Raw genomic sequence first — 23,241 nt, 5'->3', positions numbered from 1 at the left:
CCTCCCGTCTCGTCACAGAGTAGAACGCTCCGCAGCGGTACGCAGCAGACCCGTGCGGTCGTGGCAGCCGAAGTACTCGAAGTACTGCTCGTCCGCCGCTGCCACGGTGACCTCGTGATAGAGCCTCAGCGACGCCGCGGGCCCCATCGTCGACAGATACTTCAGGGCAGCACCGAAGATCGCCACGTGCGTCGGATGCGACTCGGCCCACGCTTCGAGGTCGCGCAGACTGCGCCACCAACTCATCCCGAACGATTTGTCGGTATCGGTGCCGTCGTCGGTCACGACGGTCATGTACCGGTTGGCGAAGCAGCCGATGGCCAGTCCGTCGTCGCGGAGAAAGTCCATGCCGGCCCGCAACACCGGTTCGACGTCCCGCAGGTACATCTCTCGTTCGGATCCGGCCGTATCGGCCCAATCCTGCCCGGATCGGATGAGGCAGAGGTTCTCCTGCGGCACAATTGTGACTCTGTCGCCGTCGCGTACGACCTGAGGCTCCCCGCCGGGAGCAAGCGAGTCGCTCTGCGACAACGGGATTCGATCCCGTACCCCACCCCAGTAGGCATGCTCTTCGATGGTTCCACTGAGTGAATCCGTCAGAGTGGCAACACCTTCCATGCGGCCGGTGGAGGAGAAGAGCGTCTCGTAGCGGTCGACGGTCGGTCTGATGATTTCGACGAAGCGGCCTCTGACGCTCGTCCAGTGCCGACCGACGGAGTCGAACCAGCGATCGAACACTGCGACGTCGTCCCAGTAGCCGATGAACACCGTCGTGTCGATACCCTCCTCGTCGGTATAGCGCGCCCGGTCCGTTCGGGAAGGACCCTCGTCACCCCACGGGGAGGCGTCGGGCAGGCCCTGTATTCCGAAGTAGCCCATCACTACTCGCTCGGTGGATACCGGAAAGCGCGCGACGTACGACGGAAAGGGCGGCTGGTAGCCCTCGGGTGTTCGACGCGGACACGACCGTGGAACGACGAGATGGTCGGGGATCGCGGATTCGAGTTCAGACACGGGCTGCGTCCTCGTCGCGAGCGAGCTGTTCGGTGATCTCGAGACGTACCTCGGCGGCGACGTCCTCGGTGAAGTCGTACCGCGCGTTCGCGACAGGCTGCGCACCCGACACGACGCGGTCGCCGGGAGTCTTGTCGAGCCACAGTCTCGTCACGTCCGGACGCGAATAGTGGCCGGCCGGGTCGGCGGCCGCCTTGGCGATCGAAATGAGGCTGGTGTCGATATCGGCGTAGACGATGCCTTCGGCGTCGGGTGCGAGTGGCTCGTGCATCAGTTGGCCGTCGGGCGCGAAGATGCGGGCATGACCGCCGCCTGCGGTGAGCATCGCGCGCTTGGCGTCATCGGTGCACATGATGTCGATCATCTCGGGGGAGACGGTCGCGCAGGGGCTGATGACGAAGCAGCCGCCTTCGACGGCGTAGATGCGGCTGGCAGCGGTGTTGACCTCGGGCCCGAGGGCGTAGGCCGCGCCGGTGTAGAGCGAGAAGCTGGGCCAGGCTCCGATGTGCACCTGCTCGTTCTGGGCGTACATCGCGTACTTCGACAACGGTTGCAGGTGCTCCCAGCAGCACAGTGCGCCGACGCGTCCGAGGTCGGTGTCGTATACCGACAGGTCGGAGCCGTCACCTTCGCCGTACACGGTGCGTTCGACGTGCGTCGGCTTGAGCTTGCGGCGCATCGCGACGGTCTTGCCCTCGGCGTCGATGATCCACTGGGCGATGTAGAGACTGGCCTTGTATCGCTCGCTCAGGCCCATCACGACCATGATGTGATTGTCCTTGGCGGCCTGCGCAATTCGAGCTGCCTGGGGTGTTCCGTACTCCAGTGAGTTGTCGAAGTAGCGCTGCGTGAACTGAAAACCCCATGCCGGTGCGTCGAGCCAGATGTACCAGGGATAGCCGGGCAGGTAGGTCTCGGGAAACGCGATGAGCTCGGCTCCGGCGCGGGACGCGTCCTCGATCAGGCCGATGGCCTTGTCGATCGACGCGTCGAGATCGAGAAATACCGGCGCGGCCTGGACTGCTGCGGCGCGAAACTGGTGGTGTGTCATTGCGGGCCTTTCGTGTGGGAGGGCACCAGTTTTGCCTGCTGAGAGGCCGATGGATGGCCTCGATGTGTCGGAATAATTGACTCTCCGTCGCACGCCAGGGCGGCGAAACACGGCGGTAACCGGGGCCCGGTGTGTCGACACATATTCGTCATCCCGGCCCGCTGGCTCGGGGCTGAGGACGGTGCGCATCTGCCGCACAATGTGTGCGCGATCACACAAGACCTTCTCGCCTGTCCGGGCGCAGTCTGGACCGGACACGCCACAGGTGCCGCTATCGGCACCCGAGAAGGAGCCAACAAACATGACTGCAGTCCAGGAATCGGCCGCACCGACGTTGCCGACCGACACCGCCACCGAGCTCTACATCGCGGGGCAGTGGCACGGCGCTTCCGACGGAGGCACGTTCACCGACATCAACCCCACGACGGAACAGACACTGGCCGAGGTTGCGGCGGCCACCGCGTCGGATGTCGATGCAGCGGTGCGTGCCGCCCGTGCCCAGCTCGGTGGCGAGTGGGGCGCGACTCCCGGAGCAGTGCGCGGGAAGCTGCTCAATCGGATTGCCGATCTCATCGAACGTGACGGGGACCTGCTGGCGCGGCTAGAGGCTCTCGATGTGGGCAAGCCCGTGGGCCAACCGGCCATGCTCGACATTCCCAATGCTGCAGCCACGTTCCGGCATTTTGCCGGCTGGGCCGACAAGATCACCGGAAGTTCCATCCCCACTGCGGGATACTTCGGGCAGCCGACGCACTCGTACACCGTCCGTGAGCCGGTGGGCGTCATCGGCATGATCGTTCCCTGGAACACCCCGCTGATGATCGCCGCGTGGAAGCTCGCGCCCGCTCTGGCCGCCGGAAACACCGTGGTCGTCAAGCCGCCGGAGGACGCGCCACTGTCCATCCTGCATCTGGCTCGTCTGATCGACGAGGCGGGCGTACCTGCCGGAGTGGTCAATGTCGTTCCAGGACTGGGTGAAGTGACCGGAGACGCTTTGGTCGGGCATCCGGACGTCGACAAGATCAGCTTCACCGGCAGTCCTCGCGTCGGCAAGCTCATCGCCAAGAAGGCTGCCGATACGTTCAAGCGGACCACGCTCGAACTCGGTGGAAAGTCCCCGCAGATCATTCTCGAGGACGCGGATCTCGAGGCGGCGATCAACGGAACCGCGATGGGACTGTTCTTCAACCAGGGCCAGGTGTGTGCTGCCGGAACCCGAGTGCTCGTGCATCGCTCGCTGTACTCGCAGGTGGTGGATGGTTTGGCCGCTGCGGCGTCGGCTCAAGTCCTGGGTGATCCGTTCGATCCGTCGACGACGATGGGCGCACTGGTCAATGCCACCCAACGCGACAGTGTCCTCGGGTACATCCAGGCCGGACGCGACGGCGGAGCACGGGTGGCGGCGGGTGGCGGGCGGCCCGACGGCGCAGGGTATTTCGTCGAGCCGACGATCTTCGCCGACGCCGACAACAACATGAAGATCGCGCAGGAGGAGATCTTCGGGCCCGTCGGAACGGTGATTCCGTTCGACACCGCCGACGAGGCCATCGCCATCGCCAACGGCACGGTGTACGGGCTGGCCGCCTCGATCTGGACCCGCGACGTGTCGAGGGCGCACACGCTGGCCGCGCAGGTTCGTTCCGGTGCGGTGTGGGTGAATGGTTGGGCGGCAATCGATCCCGCGCTCCCCTGGGGTGGCATGAAATCCAGTGGCACGGGCCGTGAACTCGGGTGGGCCGGTATCGAGGCCAACACCGAGGAGAAAGTCGTCACGATCGTTCTGTAGAGCTCACGCAGGTGAGCGGGAGTGGAGCCTGCGGAACGACCCCAGATGAGCGGGAGTGGAGCCTGCGGAACGACCCCGGTGAGCGGAACTTCGACCCCTGCTACGAGGTTCCGCTCACCTGGGGTAACGCGGTGTTTACCGACGGAGGCGCGATTCGTAACGAGCAGGTCGCAAGATTTAGTTCAACGGGCGTAGAAACAACGTCCGAACGGATCGGAAGGCGATGATGACGATGCCCGAACCCTAGGTCCGAGCAGGGAGCCGCTACCGTAGGGCTGTGCCGAAGCTCGTGGATCACGACGAACGCCGCCGCGCGATCACCGCGGCAACCTGGCGTTTGATCGCTGCCAAGGGGATCGATGCCGCGAACATGCGGGACATCGCGACCGAGGCGGGATACACGAACGGTGCGCTGAGCCACTACTTCGCGGGCAAGGACGAGATACTTCGCACCGCATTCGAGCACGTCTTCGAGGCAACGAACCGCCGCATCGACGAAGCGCTCGGCGATGCAACGGGATTCGATGCCCTCCGCATCTTCTGTCGAGAAGTGATGCCGACGACCGACGAGACTCTGCTCGAGGCGAGAATTGCAGTCTCGTTGTGGCAGCGCGCGATGTACGACGAGCACATGGACGACACCAACCGTCGATCCCTGGTCTCGTGGCGGGCGCGGATGGCGGAGTTTCTCGAGCAGGCTCGCGAGGAAGGTGACGCCGGCGACTTCGACGTCGATCTCGCCGTCGAAACGTTGCTCAACATGATGATGGGCATGCAGATTCTCGGCGTGCTCACCCCCGACGACACCACTGCCGAGCGGCAGTTCGAGATGCTCGACCGGTTCATAGCTCAGCTGTAGCCACCCTGCGGGCGGACGACTCGTGTTCTCTCGCATGTCTTCTTTATTCAACGTATGTAGAACCAACACCCGACCTCGAGGATGACTCATGCCAACCCTTACGCCCCACGCAATCGACCACACCTTGTCGTTACCCACCGAAGACGAGATCGCACAGGTTCGAGGCATCGTCGACGCCGCTGGATTCGTCACTGCCGCAACCCGGTTCGTCTACGTCGGACTGGACGAACCGGACAAGGCCGAGCTGTATGTCGCGGAACCGACCACCCGACGCACCTTCCGGGTGCTGTTGCACGACATTTCGACACCCGACGCCGTCGACCTTCTCGTGTCCCTCGACGAGCACCAGGTGATCGGCTCCACCCGGCTCGACGCGATCCGTGACGGCCAGATGCCGGTGCTCGACGAGGAATTCGAGCTCGTCGAGAGTGTGCTCTCCACCGACCCGGACTGGCTTGCCGCACTGGCCGCGCGCGGACTGGACGTAGCCGACGTTCGAGTGGCTCCCCTGTCGGCAGGCGTATTCGACTACCCGGGCGAGCATGGTCGACGCATACTGCGCGGCTTGGCTTTTCGGCAGGATTACCCCGCCGATCACGCGTGGGCGCATCCCATCGACGGACTGGTCGCCTTCGTGGACGTGATGAATCGGACGGTGGACAAGGTTGTCGACCTGGGTGTGGTTCCCATCCCGGAGGAGTCGGGCAACTTCGACGATCTGTCCGTCACCGGCCCGTTGCGCAGCACGCAGAAGCCCATCGAGATCACCCAGCCCGACGGTCCGAGCTTCACGGTGCGGGGCAATCGCGTCGACTGGGAGAAGTGGTCCTTCCGAGTCGGCTTCGATGTGCGAGAAGGTCTGGTACTGCACCAGATCGGGTTCGAGGACGCCGGTACCGTCCGGCCGATCGTCCACCGCGCTTCGATCGCCGAAATGGTTGTCCCCTATGGCGATCCATCGCCCGTTCGGTCCTGGCAGAACTACTTCGATACCGGTGAGTACCTGGTGGGACGGTACGCGAACTCACTCGAACTCGGCTGCGACTGCGTCGGCGACATCACGTACTTCGACGCCGTGATCGCCGACGAATTCGGCAATCCGAAAACGCTGACCAACGCCGTGTGCATGCACGAAGAGGATTTCGGGGTGCTGTGGAAGCACACCGATCTGTGGTCGGGCTCGCACGAGACCCGTCGTCAGCGCCGACTCGTGATCTCCTTCTTCACCACCATCGGCAACTACGACTACGGGTTCTTCTGGTATCTCTACCTCGACGGCACCATCGAATTCGAGGTCAAGGCAACGGGAATCGTGTTCACGTCGGGGCATCCCGGTGGTGACTACCCGTACGCGACGCAGATCGCCCCTGGACTCGGAGCGCCGTGCCATCAGCACCTGTTCAGTGCGCGACTCGACATGATGGTCGACGGTATCGGCAACTCCGTCGAGGAGATCGAGACTCGCCGAGTGCCGATGGGACCGGACAACCTGCACGGCAACGCCTTTGCTTTGCAACACACCCCACTGGCCACGGAATCCGAGGCACAACGCATCGCCGACGGCACGGTGGGCCGCGTCTGGCATGTCCACAATCCGACCTCGCTGAGCCGGCTCGGAAAGCCCGTCGGATACACGCTGCACCCCGAGGGTCAGCCGCTGCTGCTGGCCGATGACAACTCGTCGATTGCGCGACGGGCCACGTTCGCCACCAAGCATCTGTGGGTGACGCAGTTCGACCGGAGCGAACGTTATGCCGCAGGCGATTTCGTCAATCAGCACCACGGTGGAGCCGGTCTGCCCGAGTTCGTGCGAGCAGACCGTAGCCTCATCGACGAGGACATCGTGCTGTGGCACACGTTCGGGCTCACGCACTTCCCGAGGCCGGAGGACTGGCCGATCATGCCGGTGGACTACACCGGCTTCAAACTGAAGCCTGCAGGATTCTTCGATCGCAACCCCACCCTCGATGTGCCGAGAACGACCTCTGCGCACTGTGCCGTCTCGAGCTGCGCGGGCGGTGAGCAGAGTGTCTGATAGCCAATCGAATTCGACGGCCGGTGCGCTACGCGGTTCCATCGGCGTCGTCGGGATCGTATTCCTGGTCATCGCCGCTGCAGCGCCGCTGACCGCCATCGGTGGGGCCCTGCCGGTCATGATCGCGACAGGCAACGGAGCAGGTGCTCCGCTCGCCTACATCGTCGCGGCGATCGTCCTGCTGATCTTCAGCGTCGGCTACGCGGCCATGAGCCGTCACATGGTGGACACCGGTGCGTTCTACGCCTACGTGGAGAAGGGGCTCGGGAGAACCATGGGCCTCGGCGCTGCGGGTCTGGCGCTGCTGACGTACACCGCCATTCAAGCGGGCATCTACGGCCTTGCTGCATCGACCGTCGACAGCCTGGTCGTGAAGTACGGCGGACCCGACCTGCCGTGGTGGTTGTGGGCGCTCGGTCTCGTCGCGATCGTGGCGCTGCTCGGCTACCGCAGCATCGATCTCGGTGCCAAGGTGCTCGGGGTCCTGCTGGTGCTGGAGATCGGCATCATCGTGATCCTGTCGATCGCGGTGTTCGTCCAAGGCGGTGCCGCCGGTATCGACGTCGAATCGTTCACGCCCTCGGCCTTCTTCAGCGGATCACCTGGAATCGCCCTGATGTTCGCCATCGCGTCCTTCATCGGGTTCGAGGCCACCGCGATCTACGGCGAGGAGGCGCGTAACCCCACGCGGACCGTTCCGATCGCGACCTACGCCGCTGTTGTGACCATCGGACTGGTGTACGCGGTGTCGAGTTGGGCCGTCGTTCTCGCTTTCGGCAGTGCATCCGTCGCGCAGGCCGCTGCCGACGACACGGCGGGATTGACCTTCGCCGCTGCCGCGCAGTACCTGGGCCCGATGTCGGCGGACATCATGGAAATCATGTTGGTCACCAGTCTCTTCGCCGCCCTGCTCGCGTTCCACAACGCAATCGGACGATACGTATTCGCACTGGCCCGAAAGGGCGTCGCCCCGTCGATGTTGGCACGCACTCACTCTCGGCACGGGTCCCCGCACATGGGATCACTGTTCCAGACCGCCTCGGCAGGAGTGGTTCTCATGCTCTTCGCGGCAGCAGGCGCAGATCCGGTGCTGGAACTGTTCACCTGGATGTCCGGACTGGCCACCGTGAGCATCCTGGTTCTGATGATCCTCACGGGCGGCGCGATCATCGCGTTCTTCCGTCGATCGACCGTGGATAGACGCACCTGGCACACCGTCGTCGCCCCGGCACTCGGAACCCTGGGATTGGTGGCGATTCTGAGTCTCGTGCTGGACAATTTCACGCTGCTGATCGGTGGTTCGGGAGTGCTCGCTGCCCTTCTGTTGATCGTCGTCGTGGCATTCTTCGTGGGAGGAACAGTGACGGCACGAGCGACTCGGAGTCGAACTCTCGAGACGACGGAGGTCTGACACCGATGGTCATGACGGTGCTGATGGCGCTCGGTGCAGTGGGTGCTGTTCTCCCGCTGCTCGGACGTGGCAAGCACACGGGGCGGGTGCGGTGGGCTCACCTGTGCATGGGCACCGTCATGGCAGCCATGGTGGCCTTCGGTACCGACCCATCCATGGCGCTGATATCGATACTCGCTCTAGTTGCGGCTGCCGTACACGTCACCGCGGACCGGCCGAACAGAACCCGATCGATTCCATGCGCGGTGGACCTGACTTGCATGGCCGTGCTGCTGATGATGCTGCCGCCCATGCACTCCCACGCGGAATCGCAGGCGACGACGCGGCACCGGCACGGCGTCGAGGCCGATCCGAGGATCATCGCCGCGCTGCTCCTGGTGGGGTGGATGGCCGTGACGATCCATTTGCTGCGCACGAACCCGCCTGGACTGCGAGTGACCGCTGGTTCCGCACTGATGATCCTGGGAATGGCACCGATGGCCTTCTGACCCAGCTTGCTCATGGTGGTGCGCATCTGACCCACAATGTGTGCGCGCAGTCACAAGTATGTGTTCGCGGACTCGGCCACTGTTGTGTCGACGGTCACAACAGAAAGAAGTAGCGCATGTCGACGGATTACATCGTAGTGGGAGCAGGATCAGCAGGAAGCGTCCTCGCCAGGAGGCTTCTCGACGCAGGACACACCGTGCACGTGATCGAGGCCGGTCCCGTGGACACCGACCCGGCGATTCACTCCCCGCAGGGCTGGCCGACGCTGTTGGGCGGCTCGCAGGACTGGGGACTGTTCACCACCCCGCAGAAGCACGCCAACGATCGGCGTATCTTCTGGCCGCGCGGACGCGTACTCGGCGGCAGCTCGTCCCTCAACGGAATGATCTACGTGCGAGGGCATTCCAGCGACTACGACGGGTGGGCGTCCATCACCGGTGACGCCGGGTGGGCCTGGGAGAGCGTGCTGCCTCTGTTCAAGCGTTCGGAGTCGCACGAGCTCGGTGCCAACGAGTTCCACGGCGGCGACGGGCCACTGCCGGTGTCCATCATGGGTACCCCGCATCCGCTGGCGGCTGCCTTCGTCGACGCGGCAGTCGAACACGGCCACAAGCTGATCGACGACTTCAACGCCGACGAGATGGTGGGTGCCGGCTACAACCACACCACCACCCGCGACGGCGAGCGGATGAGCGCGTGGAAGAGTTTCGTCGGCCCGGTGCTGAACAATCCCGATCTGACCGTCACCACCGGGGCGCTCGTGCACAAGGTGGTGCTCGAGAACGGTCGAGCTGTGGGAATCGAGTTCAGCCGCGGCGATACCGAGCCGCAGCGTGCGTTCGCCGACCACGAGGTGATCCTGTGTGGTGGCGCACTGGGCTCTCCGAAGGCATTGCTGCTCAGTGGAATCGGGCCAACAGCGCACCTCGCAGCACTCGGAATCGACACGGTCGTCGACCTGCCGGGCGTCGGCGAGAACCTGCACGACCATTTGTTGCTGAGCAACATCTACGAGTCACTCGAGCCGCTCGCCGCCGGCACCAACAACCTGCTCGAAGCGCAGTTGTATGCCCGCAGTACCGGATGGGCAGGCGCTGCACCGGATCTGCAGCCCCTGTTCATGCACATTCCGTACCCCGCCGACGGATATCCGGTGCCCGAGTACGGATACACCATTGCACCCGGCATCGTCGCTCCCCGCTCGCGGGGGACTCTGCGGTTGGCGTCCTCGGACCCCAGCGAACTGCCACTGGCGGATCCGAACATCCTGGCCGATCCGTACGACCTGGAGGCCATGGTCGACGCGGTCGAGATCTGCCGCGAGATCGGTGCCTCCGACGCGTTCGCGCCGTGGCGCAAGGCCGAGGTGGTCCCTGGACCGAGCGCGCGCACCCGCGACGACCTACGGGCCTACGTCCGACAGACCGCCGGTACGTACCACCACCAGGTCGGCACCTGCAAGATGGGAGCCGAGTCGGACGTCGATGCCGTTGTCGGAGCAGACCTTCGGGTCCGCGGTGTCGAGGGGCTACGGGTCGCGGACGCGTCGATCATGCCCACGGTGCCGTCGGGCAACACCAACGCGCCATCCATCATGGTGGGAGAGAGGGCCTCGGATCTGATCCTGGGAAGCTAGGGGACCGGACAGGCTTGTTGCACCCGCGAAACGTGGAGGTGACGTCACCGAAGTGCAGTGACGTCACCATGGATGGTGCATGCCTCGTGCGGAGGTCATCGGTATTCGAGCGGAGTCGACATGGTCGTGCACGATTTGTCCACCCACCGTCGAAGCGATCGATTCGAGGTGTGGCGGGAGGTGATCTGCCGTGAGTTCACTCCGCTCACACCCGAGACCGAGTCGATCGTCGACGGCGGTTTCGATGCCCGCGTCGAATTGAGGCCACTCGGGTCGACCAATCGCGCCGTGCTCGAGTCCGTAGGGCAACGCATCGCGCACGGAGAGAAGGAAGTAGCGCACACCGGTGAGGGTGTCTACTTCGTGAATGTCCAATTGGCCGGTACCTGTCGGGTTCGCACGGAATCTGCAGGTGCCGTCAATGTCGTGCCCGGTCAATTCACCGTTGTGGACACCACTCGTCCGTACTGGTTCGACTACGAGGGTCCCTGGCGCGTCATGTCCTACCAGGTCCCGCGCAGCTGCCTGGCGCAGTCGGGCCTACCGCAGGCACCGACGATCGGACGTCCGCTGGATACGTGTGCGGGTACCGGCCTGGCACTGACGTCGATAATGAAAGCTCTGTGGGAGCTCGCCCCGGACGAGTCGACGTCGTCAGGCATACATCTCGAGCGCGCTTTCTATGCCACCGTTGCGGCAGTTCTCGGTGAAACGTGGGGGACTGCCGCAGACTCGTCGAGCGCGATCACAGCGGCGGCGACCGAATACATCCGCACGCATCTGGGTGACCCCGAGTTGTCCGTTTCGGTTGTCGCGCGCGCGTTGTCGGTGTCGCCGCGGACCGTCCATTACGCCTTTTCCAAGGGAGCGTCGTTTGCCACGGTGTTGCGTGAGCACCGACTGGCTGCAATCGCCGTTGTGCTGAGAGACCCGAACAACGCGGCCGGTATCTCGCGCATTGCGATTCGCCACGGCATGGTCGATGCGAGCTCGTTCAGTAGGGCCTTCCGACAGCAGTACTCGATGTCTGCACGCGACTATCGGGCACAGGCGCGCTGCTCGGCGTGAGGACCCGGGGACGTTGCGCACACAGCACAGAGTCTTGCGCTGCGCAGCAAGACCATCGGAGTGCTCCGGCGGTGAAATGGGAGTCTGCAACTCGCCGACTGGAAGAGGACGCCCCATGCCCATCAGTTTCGATCTCAGCGACCAGCAGGAAGCACTGAAGAAGGGCGCGCGTCAGTTCGCCGACACCTATCTCCACGACCTGTCCGCACAGGTGCGATCCACGCCGGACCCACTCGAACGCGCTCTGTTGGCCCGACCGGTATTCGAGAAAGCGGTGGAAGCGGGATTTCTGAAAGGCTTGATTCCGATTCCGTTCGGTGGACTCGCCTCGAGCGGTGTGGACGCAGCGCTGTTCGTCGAAGAATTCGCCTCTGCCAGTCCAGATTTCACGATCAGTCTGGCGGGTCCCCTGATAGCTCTGGCTCCGGTGTACGAGGCCGGGACCCCGGAGCAGATCGCCCGTTTCGTCGCGCCGTTCCTGGTCGACGCCGGCAGCCCGGTGGCTGCCATGGCGTACAGCGAACCCGGTGGCAGTGCCAATTTCGACGCGCCGCCGCCTGCCGAAGGGACCCGGACAACCGCAATTCTCGACGGCGATCACTGGGTTCTCGACGGCGAGAAGGTCTGGGCGTCACATCTGGGAGGGTGGGACGGATCGGGACCCGACATCATGACGGTCGTGTGTCGGACTCCCGGTGGCGTCTCGATCATCGTCGTCGAGCGCGAACAGCTCGCGACCGGTTTCTCGGTGGAAGAGGTGTACGACCTACCCGGCCTCAAGGGGTGCCTGACCTCACGCGTCAGATTCGACAACGTCCGCGTCCCGAACTCCAACCTGATCGGGAAGGAAGGGCAGGGAGTGCAACTGACTCGCAACGCATTCTTGGCGAGCGGTGCATCGATCGGAACGTTCTCCGTCGCCGCCATGCGCCAGGCCTTCGCTGCGGCATTTGCGTTCGCCACGTCGGAGAAGAGGGGCGGGCCGGTGCCGATCATCGACCATCAAGCGGTCGCCGACGTGCTCACCGACGCGAAAGGCAAGATCGAAGCGGTTCGACTGCTGTCGTGGCGCGCGCTCGACGCAGTGATGTCACAACATCCGAGCGCACTCGAAATGGCTTTGCACGCCAAGATCTTCGGATCCGAGACCGCGGTCGCGGTCATCAACGACCTGGTCAAGATCGTCGGTGTCGAGGCGTACAACCCGAGCTTCCCGATACTGCGGTATCTGGCGGACGCCACTGCGTACCCGATCATCGAGGGCAGTAATACCGGTGTACGTCGTCGGCAGATGCACGACGTGATGCGAACTGTTGGATGGGACCCACTCGCTGCGTCCGGGATGGCGTGAGGGCTCCCGCTCACCCGGCGCGATACGCGCGCGGCGACATGCCGTAGGTCTCCTTGAACAGTTTCGAGAAGTTGGAGGAATCGATCAAACCGTGACGCGCGCAGATGGTTCCGATACTGTCTGCGGCGAAACGGGGGTCGCGGAGATCGCGGTGGCACCGATCGAGTCTCCTGGATCTGATCCAGCCCGCCACCGTGCGACCGTCGGCCTCGAAGAGTTTCTGCAGGTATCGTACCGAGATGTGCAGTCGCGCAGCGAGAGTGGCGGTGGAGAGCGTCGGATCGTCGAGATGTGACTCGACGAGGCTCTTGGCCTCGAGCAGCAGCGTGGAACCCGGTGCGTAGTCGGGTGCAGCATCGTCGAGGGCGGCGCACAGCAGATCGAGTACCGCGTTCTCGAGCATCGGTGCCGTCGGCAGTGTTCCGTCGACGGTGGTGCGGCGCAGCCCGTGCAGGAACGGCGACACCAGCGCGCCCACACCGTGATCGCCGTCGATTCGACGGGCGGCGACGGTCGTCAACTCGCGAGAGGCCAGGTGCAGTGCCTCGCGTGGGAACATCACCACGAACATCGCGAAGTCCCCGGCGAAATGCAGATCGTACGGCGCGCTGGTGTCGTACACCGCGAAGTCGCCCGGATGCAGTACGGCCTCGCGATCGTTCTGCACGATCGTCCCGGATCCGCTCAGCTGAAGGCCGACCTTGATCAAGCCGGGATCGGCACGCTTGATGGTGGCACGAGTGCGCCGGACATCGACCTCACGGCCCGCAACCTCACTCAGTTGCAGCGATCCCAGAGTCGACGACACCAGAGTGCCCTCGAACGACGACGGCCCGGTGGACACAGCGTCGAGCGGCACGAACGCCGTGGAGACGTTCTCGCGCCAGTGCTCGAAATCCTGTGCCACCGGGCTCATGTCATACGGCCGGGCGGTTGTCGATCAGCCTGCGGGCCTTGCCGATGGACCGTTCGAGGGCGGCCGGTGCCACGACGTCGACTCCGACGCTGACGCCGATGCGATCCTTGACGAGCTTCTTCAGCGTTGCCGCCGCCATCGGATGCGTGTCGAGCGCGGCGTCGGGGCGGGCCTCGACGAGGACGGTCAGGGTGTCCATGCGTCCGGCGCGTTCGAGCACGCACTGGAACTGCGGAGCGAGGGCGGGAACGGTGAGAATCAGCTCCTCGATCTGAGTCGGGAAGAGATTGACGCCACGCAGAATGATCATGTCGTCGGTGCGGCCGGTGACCTTCTGCATCCGACGCATCGTGCGAGCCGTACCTGGCAGCAGTCGCGTCAGATCGCGGGTGCGGTACCGGATGATCGGCATCGCCTCCTTGGACAAGGACGTGAACACCAATTCACCCTCCTCGCCGTCGGGCAGAACCTCGCCGGTCACCGGGTCGATGACCTCCGGGTAGAAATGATCCTCCCAGATGTGGAGTCCGTCCTTGGTTTCGACGCATTCCATCGCGACGCCCGGGCCCATCACCTCGGACAGGCCGTAGATGTCGACGGCGTCCATGTCGAGAGTCTTCTCGATCTCCTTGCGCATCTCCTCGGTCCAGGGTTCCGCGCCGAAGACGCCGGTCTTCAGCGAGGTCTTGGCCGGGTCGATGCCCTTCTTGACCATCGCGTCCACGATCGTGAGCATGTACGACGGTGTCACCATGATGGCGTCGGGCTCGAAGTCCTCGATCAGCTGGATCTGACGATCGGTCATGCCACCGGACATCGGAATCACTGTGCAGCCCAGGCGTTCTGCACCGTAGTGTGCGCCGAGACCGCCGGTGAAGAGGCCGTAGCCGTAGGCGACGTGCACCTTGTCCGACGGCTTGACGCCACCGGCCCGGAGACTGCGGGCGATCAGGTCGGCCCAGTTGCTGATGTCGTTCGCGGTGTAGCCGACGACCGTGGCTTTGCCGGTTGTTCCCGAGGACGCGTGGATGCGCGAAACCTTGTCCTGCGGCACCGCGAACATCCCGAACGGGTAGTTCTCGCGTAGATCCTTCTTGGCGGTGAAGGGGAACTTCGCGAGATCCGACAGATCCTTCAGATCGGTCGGGTGTACACCGGCGTCGTCGAAGGCCTTCTTGTAATGAGCAACGTTGTCGTACGCATGCTGCAGCGACCACTGCAGGCGCTCCAGCTGAAGGGTGGATATCCGGTCCCGAGAGGCGAACTCGATGTCGGGGGTGTCGGTGGGGGTGGACAGCACACTGGTCATGAGGGTTCTCTCGGTCTCAGGCGTCGAAGTCGACGGTCACGGTGTCGCTGACGGGGAAGGTCTGGCAGGTGAGCACGAAGCCGGCGTCGACTTCGTTGTCCTCGAGCGCGTAGTTGCGGCGCATGTCGACCTCGCCGAAGGTGACCTTCGCGCGGCAGGTGCCACACACGCCGCCCTTGCACGCGAAGGGGAGATCGGAGCGCAGCTGCTCGGCCGAATCGAGGATCGACTCGTCCTGAGGCAGTGCACCTTTCACCTCACGTCCGTCGAGGATGATCGTGACCTCACTGCTGGGCCCGGTGATGCCGGGCTCGCGGTGCTTCTCCTGCGGCGGGGGCACGTCGTCGACATAGAACAGCTCGGCGTGGATGCTGGTCTTCGCCACACCGAGGTCTCCGAGGACCTGTTGGGCATCGGTGACCATCCCGAACGGGCCACACAACCAGAAATGATCGATATCCGGTGTGGCGACGACGGTGTCGAGTATCTCGCGCAGTCGTTCGGCGTCGAGTCTTCCGCTGAACAGTTCGACCTCGCGCGGCTCCCTGGACAGGACGTGAATGACGTCGAACCGGCTGCCGTACTGGTCCTTCAGGTCCGCGATCTCCTCGGCGAACATCACCGTTCGCGTCCGCCGATTACCGTACAGCAGAACCACTTCGGCGTCGGGGTTGGTCAGGACCGAGGCTGCAATCGACAGCATCGGGGTGATGCCCGAGCCGGCCGCGATGAGAACGTGCCTGCCGGCCGTAGCCGGATCCGCGTGGAAATTGCCGGTGGGGCCCTGGACGTCGATACGGTCGCCGGCCTTGACCTCGTGGACGAGCCACGAGGAGAACAGGCCGTCGGAGACCTCACGGACGCCGACCCGGGGACGCGCGCCGGCCGGGGCGCAGATCGAATAAGAGCGACGGTGCTCGATACCGTCGACGGTCCGGCTGAGCATCAGCGACTGACCCGGCTTGAAATCGAACTCCGCACGCAGCTCATCGGGCACATCGAACGTGACGGCGACGGCGTCGTCGCAGAGCGATTCGACGTCGGCGACGGTCAACGTGTGGAAGGGCTTGTTGCGCAGGTTCTTCAGTTCCGGCTCGGCAGTGACGGTCATCAGATTTCCTTCACGTGGTCGAAGGGTTCGAGGCAGTCGTCGCACCGATACTGGGCTTTGCACAGCGTTGCGCCGAATTCGGATGTGAGGCGGGTGTTTGCGGAACCGCACCGAGGGCAGTCGATTCGGCGCGGCTTCACGGTCAGGGTCAACGGAACCGGGCCGGAGGTACGAGCAGGAGCCGGTCCCGGTGTGGAGTAACCGGTCTCGCGAAGTTTGCGCAGGCCCTCCTCGGAGATCCAGTCGGTGCTCCATGCGGGGGAGAGGCTGGTGACGATCTCGACATCCGCGTAGCCGTGATCCTGGAGCTTGTGGGCGATGTCGTCGCGCATCGTCGCCATCGCGGGGCAGCCGGAGTACGTCGGGGTGATGGTGACGAGCACACTGCCGTTCTCGCGTACTTCGACGTCGCGCAGGACGCCGAGATCGTCGAGAGTGAGCAGTGGCATCTCGGGATCCATGACGGTCGCGGCGATCTCGCGTGCGGTTTTCTCGAGTGTGGTCACCAGACCCCCTCCGGATGCGCTCTCGCCACGACCTGCATCTCGGCGATCAGCGGCCCGAACGCTTCGGTGTGGATTCCGCGCCGGCCCCCGCGGCCACCGATGGTGCCCACGGACTTGCCCTCGGGGGCGTCCAGCTCTGCGGCGTGAAGTACGTGCGCCAGAACGGAATCGAACTCCTCGCGCACGTCACGGGGATCGACGGCGACACCGACCCCAGCCAGCGCGATTTCCTCGTCCGTCGGGACGAACAGTTCGGAGACGTACGGCCAGATTCGCGTCACGGCCTCGCGGACACGTCGCTTCGATTCATCGGTTCCGCAACCCAGGGTGACGACCCAGCGAGCCGCGTAATCACGGTGGTAGGTCAGCTCTTTGACGCCCTTGCTCGCAACCGCGGCGAGAACGGGATCCCGGGATTCCTGCAGGCGAGTGAAGACGGCGAGCCGCCACGTCGAGAACACCAGCAGGCGAACCTGGGATTTCGCGAAGTCTCCATTGTCGAGCTCGGTGAGTCGCACGTTCCGGAAGTCGGCGTCGTCGCGGAAGAACGCGAGAGCATCTTCCGACGGTGCGGGCGAGGTGTCCGAGATGAACGGCACGACCGTCGGGTCGGCTTTGGCGGCGCGGGCCAGCAGTAGCCGGGCCTGGCCGAGGAGATCGAGGCCGACGTTGGCCAGTGCCACTTCTTCTTCGAGTTCCGGTGCGCGGGTGCTCCACTCGGCGAGGCGCTGTGAGCTGATCAGCGCATCGTCGCCGAGCATGAGGCAGTACGCGGCAAGAGCTTTCAGGTCGACGTCGTCGGGAACGGTGGTGTCGACTCCGGCGAGCGGGTCGTCGAAGCTCGTCCCGAATGCCCACTGCCCGTGCGAGTCCTCGTCGACGAGGCCCTCGTAGGCGCTGTCGTGATCAGTCATGAGTGCTTGTCCTCTTGAAGTGTGGGTCTCACATGTGGGGAACGTTGTCGGGGATCTCGTAGAACGTCGGGTGGCGGTAGACCTTGTCGCCACTCGGTGCGAAGAACGGATCCTTCTCCGACGGCGACGATGCGACGATCGAGTTGGACGGAACGACCCAGATGCCGACGCCTTCGTTGCGTCGGGTGTAGACGTCGCGAGCATGCCGCAGCGCCATGTGGTCGTCGGCAGCGTGGAGCGATCCGACGTGTACGTGGTTCAGGCCGCGCTTGCCGCGCAGGAACACCTCGTACAGGGGCCAATCTGCCTTGACGGCTTCCCTTTTCGGCTCGACCGGAACACCCTCGGTGGGCACCGCTCCGTGGCCGCCCTCGGCGGTGAATTCGGTCATGATGCTGCGTTCCTTTCGGCGAATGCGGTTGCGGCCTCACGGACCCAGGCACCGCCGTCGTGAGCCGCGCGCCGGTTCGCGATGCGCTCGACGTTGGAGGCACCGTTGCCCTTGATCACCTGCATGAACTCGGACCAGTCGGGCTCGCCGAAATCGTGCGACTTGCGCTCCTCGTTCCACTTCAGGTCCGGGTCGGGGAACGTGACTCCGAGAGCCTTCGCCTGCGGGATGGACATGTCGACGAAGCGTTGGCGCAGTTCGTCGTTGGTGTGGCGCTTGATGCCCCACTTCATCGACTGCTCGGTGTTGGGGGACTCGTCGTCCGGCGGGCCGAACATCATCAGAGCCGGCCACCACCAGCGGTTGACCGATTCCTGAACCATGGCGCGCTGTTCGTCGGTGCCGCGCATCATCGTGGCGAGCAGTTCGTAGCCCTGGCGCTGGTGGAACGATTCTTCCTTGCAGACCCGGATCATCGCGCGTGCGTACGGACCGAAGCTGCTGCGGCACAGGGGAACCTGGTTACAGATCGCCGCACCGTCGACCAGCCAGCCGATGGTGCCCACGTCGGCGTACGTCAGGGTGGGGTAGTTGAAGATCGAGGAGTACTTCTGCTTGCCCTCGATGAGCTTGACCGTCAGGTCGGCGCGGTCCGCTCCGAGCGTTTCCGCGGCGGAGTAGAGGTAGAGACCGTGACCGGCCTCGTCCTGCACCTTGGCCATCAGGATGGCCTTGCGGCGCAGCGACGGCGCGCGGGTGAGCCAGTTGCCCTCCGGCTGCATTCCGATGATCTCGGAGTGCGCATGCTGAGCGATCTGGCGAATGAGCGACTTGCGGTAGCCGTCGGGCATCCAGTCACGAGGCTCGACGCGCTGCTCGTGGGCGATGGTCTCGTCGAACCCGTCCTGCAGCGTCTCGGCGGACAGGGTGTTTGACGTGGTCATAAGTCCTACTTTCATTACCGAATGATCGGTTGGTAACCAGTATGCCTCGAGTGCAGCTCCGCGCACAAGAGCGGCTGCGCCGCACGAGCGCGGAACCTCGTAGCAGGGGGCGAGTTTGCGTTCACATGGGTCGTTCCGCAGGCTCCACTCCCGCTCACATGGGTCGTTCCGCAGGCTCCACTCCAGCTCACATGCCGAGGAAGGAGGCTCTCGTCTTGTTCAGGAACGCGTCGACGGCGGCCTTGTGGTCCTGCGTCTGTCCCAGAGCCGTTTGTGCCTGTGCCTCGCGGTCCAAGGCGTCGGACAGTCCGGATCGAGCGATCAGAGACTTGACCTGCCGGTAGGCCTGCGTGGGCCCGGCAGCGAGGGAGGTCGCCAGCGTGTGCGCGGTCTCGAGTACGTCCCCGTCCTCGACGACGCGATGCACCAGACCCCAGTCGAGAGCCTGCGCGGCAGTGACTCTGTCGCCGAGCAGCATCAGGCCCGCGGCTCGGCTCGATCCCAGTGCCTCGACCAACGTGTAGCTCAATCCCGAGTCGCTGGCCAAGCCGATGCCGGTGAATGCCGTCGCGAACGACGACTTGGTACCGGCCACTCGGATGTCCCCGGCCAGTGCGATCCCGAGGCCTGCGCCGACGCATGCGCCGGGGATCGCGACGACGATCGGAACCTCGAGGGCAGCGAGTCCTCGAATCACCGGGTTGTAGTGCTCGCCGACGGTGTCCATCGCCGTGGCCGGATCGGCTTCGAGCGCCGTGACGTGCTCGCCGAGATCCTGGCCGACACAGAAGTTCTTGCCCTCGGCGGTGATCAGCACGGCGCGCACCTCGGGTGCAGCGGCACTCTGAACGGCCTCCGCCAACGCGACCTTCGTCGCGACGTCGAGGGCGTTGTGCGCCTCGGGGCGAGCGAGGGTGATGGTCGCCAAGCCGTCGGCGACGTCGAACCGTACTGTCATGCGTTCGTCCAATCGTGGAAGCCGCGACCGGACTTGCGTCCGATGTCGCCGCGAGCAACCATGTCTCGCAACAACTGCGGGGGAGTGAACCTGTCGCCGAGGGTCGACGCCAGGTGTTCTGCGATGGCGAGCCGAACGTCCAACCCGACGAGGTCGGTCGAACGCAACGGACCCATCGGGTGCTTGTAGCCGAGTTCCATGGCGCGATCGATGGATTCGGCGTCGGCGACGCCTTCCTCCAGCATCCGAATGGCTTCGAGCCCGAGGCAGACGCCGAGCCGCGAGGTAGCGAAGCCGGGGGAGTCGTTGACGAGCACCTCGGTCTTGCCCAGGAGCGACACCCACTGCTGTACTCGCTGCACCACGTCCGCGGAGGTGGCAGGCGCGCGCACGATCTCGACGAGAGTCGACGCCGGAACCGGGTTGAAGAAGTGCATCCCGATGAAGCGACTCGGATCACTGAGTGCTGCGCCGAGTTCGGCGATGGAGATCGAGCTCGTGTTCGACGCGATGACCGTGTTTTCGGATGCGACTTTGTCTATCAGAGCCAACACCTCGACCTTGAGCGCCGGAATCTCGGGAACCGCTTCGACAATCAAGTCGAGATCGTCCGGGAGATCCGCGGGCCCGGCGACGGTGGAGACCCGGGTGAGAATCGCAGCGGGATCCTCGCTGAGTTTGCCGCGCTCGTGCGCCCGGTCGAGTCCGGTCGAGACTCGGCCGAGGGCTGCTTGTTGGTCGGCGGCTTCGGCAATGACGACGGTGGAACCGAGGGCCGCGAACACCTGCGCGATACCTGCACCCATGCGGCCGCCACCGACGACGGCCACGTTAGAGGGAACTGTCATTTCTTCTTCTCCAGAAATGCCGTCATTCGGCGTTGTTTGTCTTCGGTCTCGAACAGAACGGCCTGCGCGATGTCGTCGGCCCACGGGTGTGAACCGGGCGCATCGAGAATCTTCTTGGTCAGCTTCAGTGCCAGCGGTGCTTGCTTGGCAATGCGATCCGCGAGGGAATGCGCTGCGGCCAAGGGCTCGTCGACGACGTCCAGCACCAGGCCGGAGCGGAGTGCCACCTCTGCGTCGAGCATCCGGCCACCGAGGAGTACCTGCTTGGCGACGGACACTCCCACCAGTGTCGGTAACCGGTAGCTGGCTCCGGCGGCAGCCATGATGCCCAGCCCTGGTTCGGGATTGCCGAACACGGCCGTCGGCGACGCGACACGGATGTCGCAGGCGTAGGACAGCTCGGCTCCGCCCCCGAGGGCGTAGCCGCGCACCGCAGCGATGGTCGGCAGGGGCAGTGCGGCGATGCGGTCGAACAGGTTTCGGTTGATGCCGCGCAATGCGTCGTCGCGGGTGCGGGCACGCAATTGATTGATGTCGGCACCCCCGGCGAAATGCTCGCCCGCTCCGGTCAGGATGACGATCTTGGGATCCTGCTCTACGAGCGCGCACAACTCGTGCAACTCACCGATCATCTCGGAATCTATTGCGTTGCGCTGCTTCTCGCGATTCAGGGTGACAACAACGCGGTCCGTCAGCTCCTCCACGACAAGTGTGTTCACGGTGCCTCGATCAACATCGACACGCCTTGCCCGACGCCGACGCAGAGCGTCGCGAGCCCGCGGGACGCCTTCTCACGTTCCATGCGGCCCAACAGCGTCAACAGGATTCGGGCACCCGACGAGCCGAGGGGGTGGCCGAGTGCGATGGCCCCGCCGTCGGCATTGACGATGTCCTCGTTCAGGTTCAACTGGCGGATGACGCCGAGTGACTGCGCTGCGAAGGCCTCGTTGAGCTCGACGGCACCGAGGTCGTCGGCAGACCACCCGGCGCGAGCGAGTGCCTTCTGTGTGGATGGCACCGGCCCGAGTCCCATGATGTGCGGTGCGATGCCTGCGCTCGCACTGGTGACGATGCGGCCCCGTACCTCGAGGCCGTACTTGTTCACGGCCTCCTCGGAGGCCACGACCAGCGCCGACGCACCGTCGGTGAACGGTGAGGACGTTCCGGCGGTGACGATGCCGTTCTTGCGGAACACGGTCTTCAGCGTGCCGAGCTTCTCGGGTGTGGTTCCGCGTCGCGGTGTCTCGTCCTCGGTGACCTCGCCGTTCTTGGTCGTGACGGGCACGATCTCATCGGCGAAGCGTCCGGCATCCTGGGCGGCGATGGCACGCTGCTGACTGCGGAATGCGAAGGCATCGGACTCCTCGCGGGTGATGCCCTCGCTGAGCGCGACCTCCTCGGCGGTTTCGCCCATCGACAGAGTGATCTTGGGATCGCTCCCCGCGTCGTGCGCGGCGAAGGTCGGATTGGTGAAGCGCCAGCCGAGGGAGGTATCGAAGAGCTCGCCCGGCTTGGCCCACGCGGTTCCTGGCTTGGCCATGACCCAGGGCGCGCGGGTCATCGACTCGACGCCACCGGCGACGATGATGTCAGCCTCGCCGCTACGAATGGTGCTCGCGGCGTTGGCCACTGCCGTCAGTCCGCTCGCGCACAGGCGATTGACGGTGTAACCCGGCACCGTGTGGGGGAGTCCTGCGAGCAGAACCGCCATTCTCGCTACGTCTCGATTGTCCTCGCCTGCCTGGTTCGCGGCGCCCAGAATCACTTCATCGATCCGGTCGACGGGCACACCCGCTCGTCGGACCGCCTCGGCGACGACCAGCCCGGCCAGGTCGTCGGGACGCACCGAGGCAAGGGCTCCGCCATAGCGTCCGTGCGGGGTGCGTGCGCCGGCAACGAGAAATACTTCGCCCACTGGAGATCTCCTTCGTACGGTTGCGTCATTAATAACCGAACATTCGGTCGTTTGGCAAGGTTTGCTGCCCACGGTGCTGTGGAATCGGGCGTCGACTGAGAAGATGTGGCAATGACAACCGCACGCGCGCCGCGCAAGACCGGACAGCCAGGGCGGCCGGGATACGACCTGGACTCGCTCTTGGCCGTGGCGGTCAAGGTCTTCAACGACCGTGGATACGACGGAACCAGCATGGAGGTTCTGGCGAAGCGGCTCGGCATCACCAAGTCCTCGATCTATCACCACGTGTCCGGCAAGTCCGAGTTGCTCGAACTCGCGCTGTCGCGGGCTCTCAATGCCCTGTTCGCCGTCACGACCGAGGATCGGGCCACGACCGGGCGATACATCGACCGCCTCGAATACCTGGTGCGACGCAGCGTGGACATCCTGTGCGCGGAACTGCCCTACGTGACGCTGCTGCTCCGCGTGCGAGGCAACACCGACGTCGAGCGCCGGGCCCTCGCGCGTCGACGCGAATTCGACTCTTTCGTCACCGGGCTCGTGGTGGCCGCGGCCGAAGAAGGCGACCTGCGTCCCGGTGTCGACCCGGCGCTGGCGTCGAAGCTGGTGTTCGGCACGGTCAACTCGCTCATCGAGTGGTACCGCCCGCGCACCGGCGGATCCGTCGAGGAATTGGCCGACGCGGTGGTAGCGCTGACCTTCGACGGGTTGCGTCGCACGTAGCAGAAC

General features: G+C 64.7%; 22 protein-coding genes. 9 read left to right on the top strand and 13 right to left on the bottom strand.

All coding sequences use genetic code 11. The annotated features are described in order from the left end of the window. Nucleotides 1-12: 12 nt before the first annotated feature. Nucleotides 13-1,014, bottom strand: a complete 1,002-nt coding sequence (locus tag ABZ677_RS13960) for a phenylacetaldoxime dehydratase family protein (RefSeq protein ID WP_358370219.1) — start codon at nucleotides 1,012-1,014, stop codon at nucleotides 13-15. Then, nucleotides 1,007-2,065, bottom strand: coding sequence for a carbon-nitrogen hydrolase family protein (locus tag ABZ677_RS13955; protein WP_358370216.1), 1,059 nt, complete (start codon nucleotides 2,063-2,065; stop codon nucleotides 1,007-1,009). The genes ABZ677_RS13960 and ABZ677_RS13955 overlap by 8 nt, the downstream gene beginning before the upstream one ends. Before the next feature lie 301 nt (nucleotides 2,066-2,366). Between ABZ677_RS13955 and styD the strand changes: the two genes are divergently transcribed. The 8 genes from styD (at nucleotide 2,367) to ABZ677_RS13915 (ending at nucleotide 12,700) form a co-directional block, all read left to right on the top strand. Continuing rightward, the gene (styD, locus tag ABZ677_RS13950) at nucleotides 2,367-3,851 is read left to right on the top strand and encodes a phenylacetaldehyde dehydrogenase StyD (protein ID WP_358370214.1); all 1,485 of its coding nucleotides are present in this window, start codon (nucleotides 2,367-2,369) and stop codon (nucleotides 3,849-3,851) included. 289 nt (nucleotides 3,852-4,140) lie between these two features. Continuing rightward, nucleotides 4,141-4,710: a TetR/AcrR family transcriptional regulator gene (locus tag ABZ677_RS13945; protein ID WP_094740977.1), complete on the top strand. Its 570-nt coding sequence runs from the start codon at nucleotides 4,141-4,143 to the stop codon at nucleotides 4,708-4,710. 88 nt (nucleotides 4,711-4,798) lie between these two features. Further along, on the top strand, nucleotides 4,799-6,745 hold the full coding sequence (locus tag ABZ677_RS13940; RefSeq protein ID WP_358370212.1) for a primary-amine oxidase: 1,947 nt from the start codon (nucleotides 4,799-4,801) through the stop codon (nucleotides 6,743-6,745). Beyond that, on the top strand, nucleotides 6,738-8,156 hold the full coding sequence (locus ABZ677_RS13935) for an APC family permease (protein WP_358370210.1): 1,419 nt from the start codon (nucleotides 6,738-6,740) through the stop codon (nucleotides 8,154-8,156). The genes ABZ677_RS13940 and ABZ677_RS13935 overlap by 8 nt, the downstream gene beginning before the upstream one ends. Nucleotides 8,157-8,161: 5 nt before the next feature. Further along, nucleotides 8,162-8,644: a DUF5134 domain-containing protein gene (locus tag ABZ677_RS13930; RefSeq protein WP_358370208.1), complete on the top strand. Its 483-nt coding sequence runs from the start codon at nucleotides 8,162-8,164 to the stop codon at nucleotides 8,642-8,644. Nucleotides 8,645-8,760: 116 nt separating this feature from the next. Continuing rightward, nucleotides 8,761-10,281: a GMC family oxidoreductase N-terminal domain-containing protein gene (locus ABZ677_RS13925; RefSeq protein WP_358370206.1), complete on the top strand. Its 1,521-nt coding sequence runs from the start codon at nucleotides 8,761-8,763 to the stop codon at nucleotides 10,279-10,281. Nucleotides 10,282-10,401: 120 nt separating this feature from the next. Next, nucleotides 10,402-11,349 (top strand): helix-turn-helix domain-containing protein, encoded by a 948-nt coding sequence (locus ABZ677_RS13920; RefSeq protein WP_358370203.1) that lies wholly within the window; start codon nucleotides 10,402-10,404, stop codon nucleotides 11,347-11,349. 115 nt (nucleotides 11,350-11,464) lie between these two features. After that, nucleotides 11,465-12,700, top strand: a complete 1,236-nt coding sequence (locus ABZ677_RS13915) for an acyl-CoA dehydrogenase family protein (RefSeq protein ID WP_358370200.1) — start codon at nucleotides 11,465-11,467, stop codon at nucleotides 12,698-12,700. Between the two features lie 10 nt (nucleotides 12,701-12,710). On the opposite strand, the gene ABZ677_RS13910 is transcribed toward ABZ677_RS13915, so the two are convergent. The 11 genes from ABZ677_RS13910 to ABZ677_RS13860 all read right to left on the bottom strand — a co-directional run bounded on the left by ABZ677_RS13910 (nucleotide 12,711) and on the right by ABZ677_RS13860 (nucleotide 22,512). After that, on the bottom strand, nucleotides 12,711-13,616 hold the full coding sequence (locus ABZ677_RS13910; RefSeq protein WP_094634082.1) for a helix-turn-helix domain-containing protein: 906 nt from the start codon (nucleotides 13,614-13,616) through the stop codon (nucleotides 12,711-12,713). 1 nt (nucleotide 13,617) lies between these two features. Beyond that, on the bottom strand, nucleotides 13,618-14,925 hold the full coding sequence (gene paaK, locus ABZ677_RS13905) for a phenylacetate--CoA ligase PaaK (RefSeq protein WP_094634083.1): 1,308 nt from the start codon (nucleotides 14,923-14,925) through the stop codon (nucleotides 13,618-13,620). A 16-nt stretch (nucleotides 14,926-14,941) separates the two neighbouring features. Beyond that, nucleotides 14,942-16,036, bottom strand: a complete 1,095-nt coding sequence (gene paaE / locus ABZ677_RS13900) for a 1,2-phenylacetyl-CoA epoxidase subunit PaaE (protein ID WP_358370197.1) — start codon at nucleotides 16,034-16,036, stop codon at nucleotides 14,942-14,944. Next, the gene (gene paaD / locus ABZ677_RS13895; protein ID WP_052047417.1) at nucleotides 16,036-16,497 is read right to left on the bottom strand and encodes a 1,2-phenylacetyl-CoA epoxidase subunit PaaD; all 462 of its coding nucleotides are present in this window, start codon (nucleotides 16,495-16,497) and stop codon (nucleotides 16,036-16,038) included. Before paaD ends, paaE begins: the two co-directional genes overlap by 1 nt. A gap of 41 nt (nucleotides 16,498-16,538) precedes the next feature. Then, on the bottom strand, nucleotides 16,539-17,456 hold the full coding sequence (gene paaC, locus ABZ677_RS13890) for a 1,2-phenylacetyl-CoA epoxidase subunit PaaC (RefSeq protein WP_358370194.1): 918 nt from the start codon (nucleotides 17,454-17,456) through the stop codon (nucleotides 16,539-16,541). Between the two features lie 28 nt (nucleotides 17,457-17,484). Next, on the bottom strand, nucleotides 17,485-17,847 hold the full coding sequence (paaB, locus tag ABZ677_RS13885) for a 1,2-phenylacetyl-CoA epoxidase subunit PaaB (RefSeq protein ID WP_358370191.1): 363 nt from the start codon (nucleotides 17,845-17,847) through the stop codon (nucleotides 17,485-17,487). After that, nucleotides 17,844-18,791 carry a 1,2-phenylacetyl-CoA epoxidase subunit PaaA gene (gene paaA, locus ABZ677_RS13880; RefSeq protein WP_037187547.1) on the bottom strand — a complete coding sequence of 316 codons (948 nt, stop codon included), beginning with the start codon at nucleotides 18,789-18,791 and terminating at the stop codon, nucleotides 17,844-17,846. Before paaA ends, paaB begins: the two co-directional genes overlap by 4 nt. Nucleotides 18,792-18,978: 187 nt before the next feature. Further along, nucleotides 18,979-19,749, bottom strand: coding sequence for an enoyl-CoA hydratase-related protein (locus tag ABZ677_RS13875; RefSeq protein ID WP_358370187.1), 771 nt, complete (start codon nucleotides 19,747-19,749; stop codon nucleotides 18,979-18,981). After that, nucleotides 19,746-20,597: a 3-hydroxyacyl-CoA dehydrogenase family protein gene (locus tag ABZ677_RS13870; protein WP_358370184.1), complete on the bottom strand. Its 852-nt coding sequence runs from the start codon at nucleotides 20,595-20,597 to the stop codon at nucleotides 19,746-19,748. The genes ABZ677_RS13875 and ABZ677_RS13870 overlap by 4 nt, the downstream gene beginning before the upstream one ends. Continuing rightward, complete coding sequence (locus tag ABZ677_RS13865; RefSeq protein WP_358370181.1) at nucleotides 20,594-21,316, bottom strand: enoyl-CoA hydratase/isomerase family protein; 723 nt, start codon at nucleotides 21,314-21,316, stop codon at nucleotides 20,594-20,596. The genes ABZ677_RS13870 and ABZ677_RS13865 overlap by 4 nt, the downstream gene beginning before the upstream one ends. Then, a complete protein-coding gene (locus tag ABZ677_RS13860) occupies nucleotides 21,313-22,512 on the bottom strand; it encodes a thiolase family protein (RefSeq protein ID WP_358370178.1) in 1,200 nt (399 codons plus the stop codon). Before ABZ677_RS13860 ends, ABZ677_RS13865 begins: the two co-directional genes overlap by 4 nt. Nucleotides 22,513-22,623: 111 nt before the next feature. Between ABZ677_RS13860 and ABZ677_RS13855 the strand changes: the two genes are divergently transcribed. Further along, nucleotides 22,624-23,235 carry a TetR/AcrR family transcriptional regulator gene (locus tag ABZ677_RS13855; protein ID WP_032380646.1) on the top strand — a complete coding sequence of 204 codons (612 nt, stop codon included), beginning with the start codon at nucleotides 22,624-22,626 and terminating at the stop codon, nucleotides 23,233-23,235. Nucleotides 23,236-23,241 lie beyond the last annotated feature (6 nt).

This window comes from Rhodococcus sp. NPDC006774 (assembly GCF_040636045.1).
Classification (GTDB): domain Bacteria; phylum Actinomycetota; class Actinomycetes; order Mycobacteriales; family Mycobacteriaceae; genus Rhodococcoides.
Note: the sequence above shows the minus strand (reverse complement) of the source record. Positions and strands in the feature narration are given on the sequence as shown.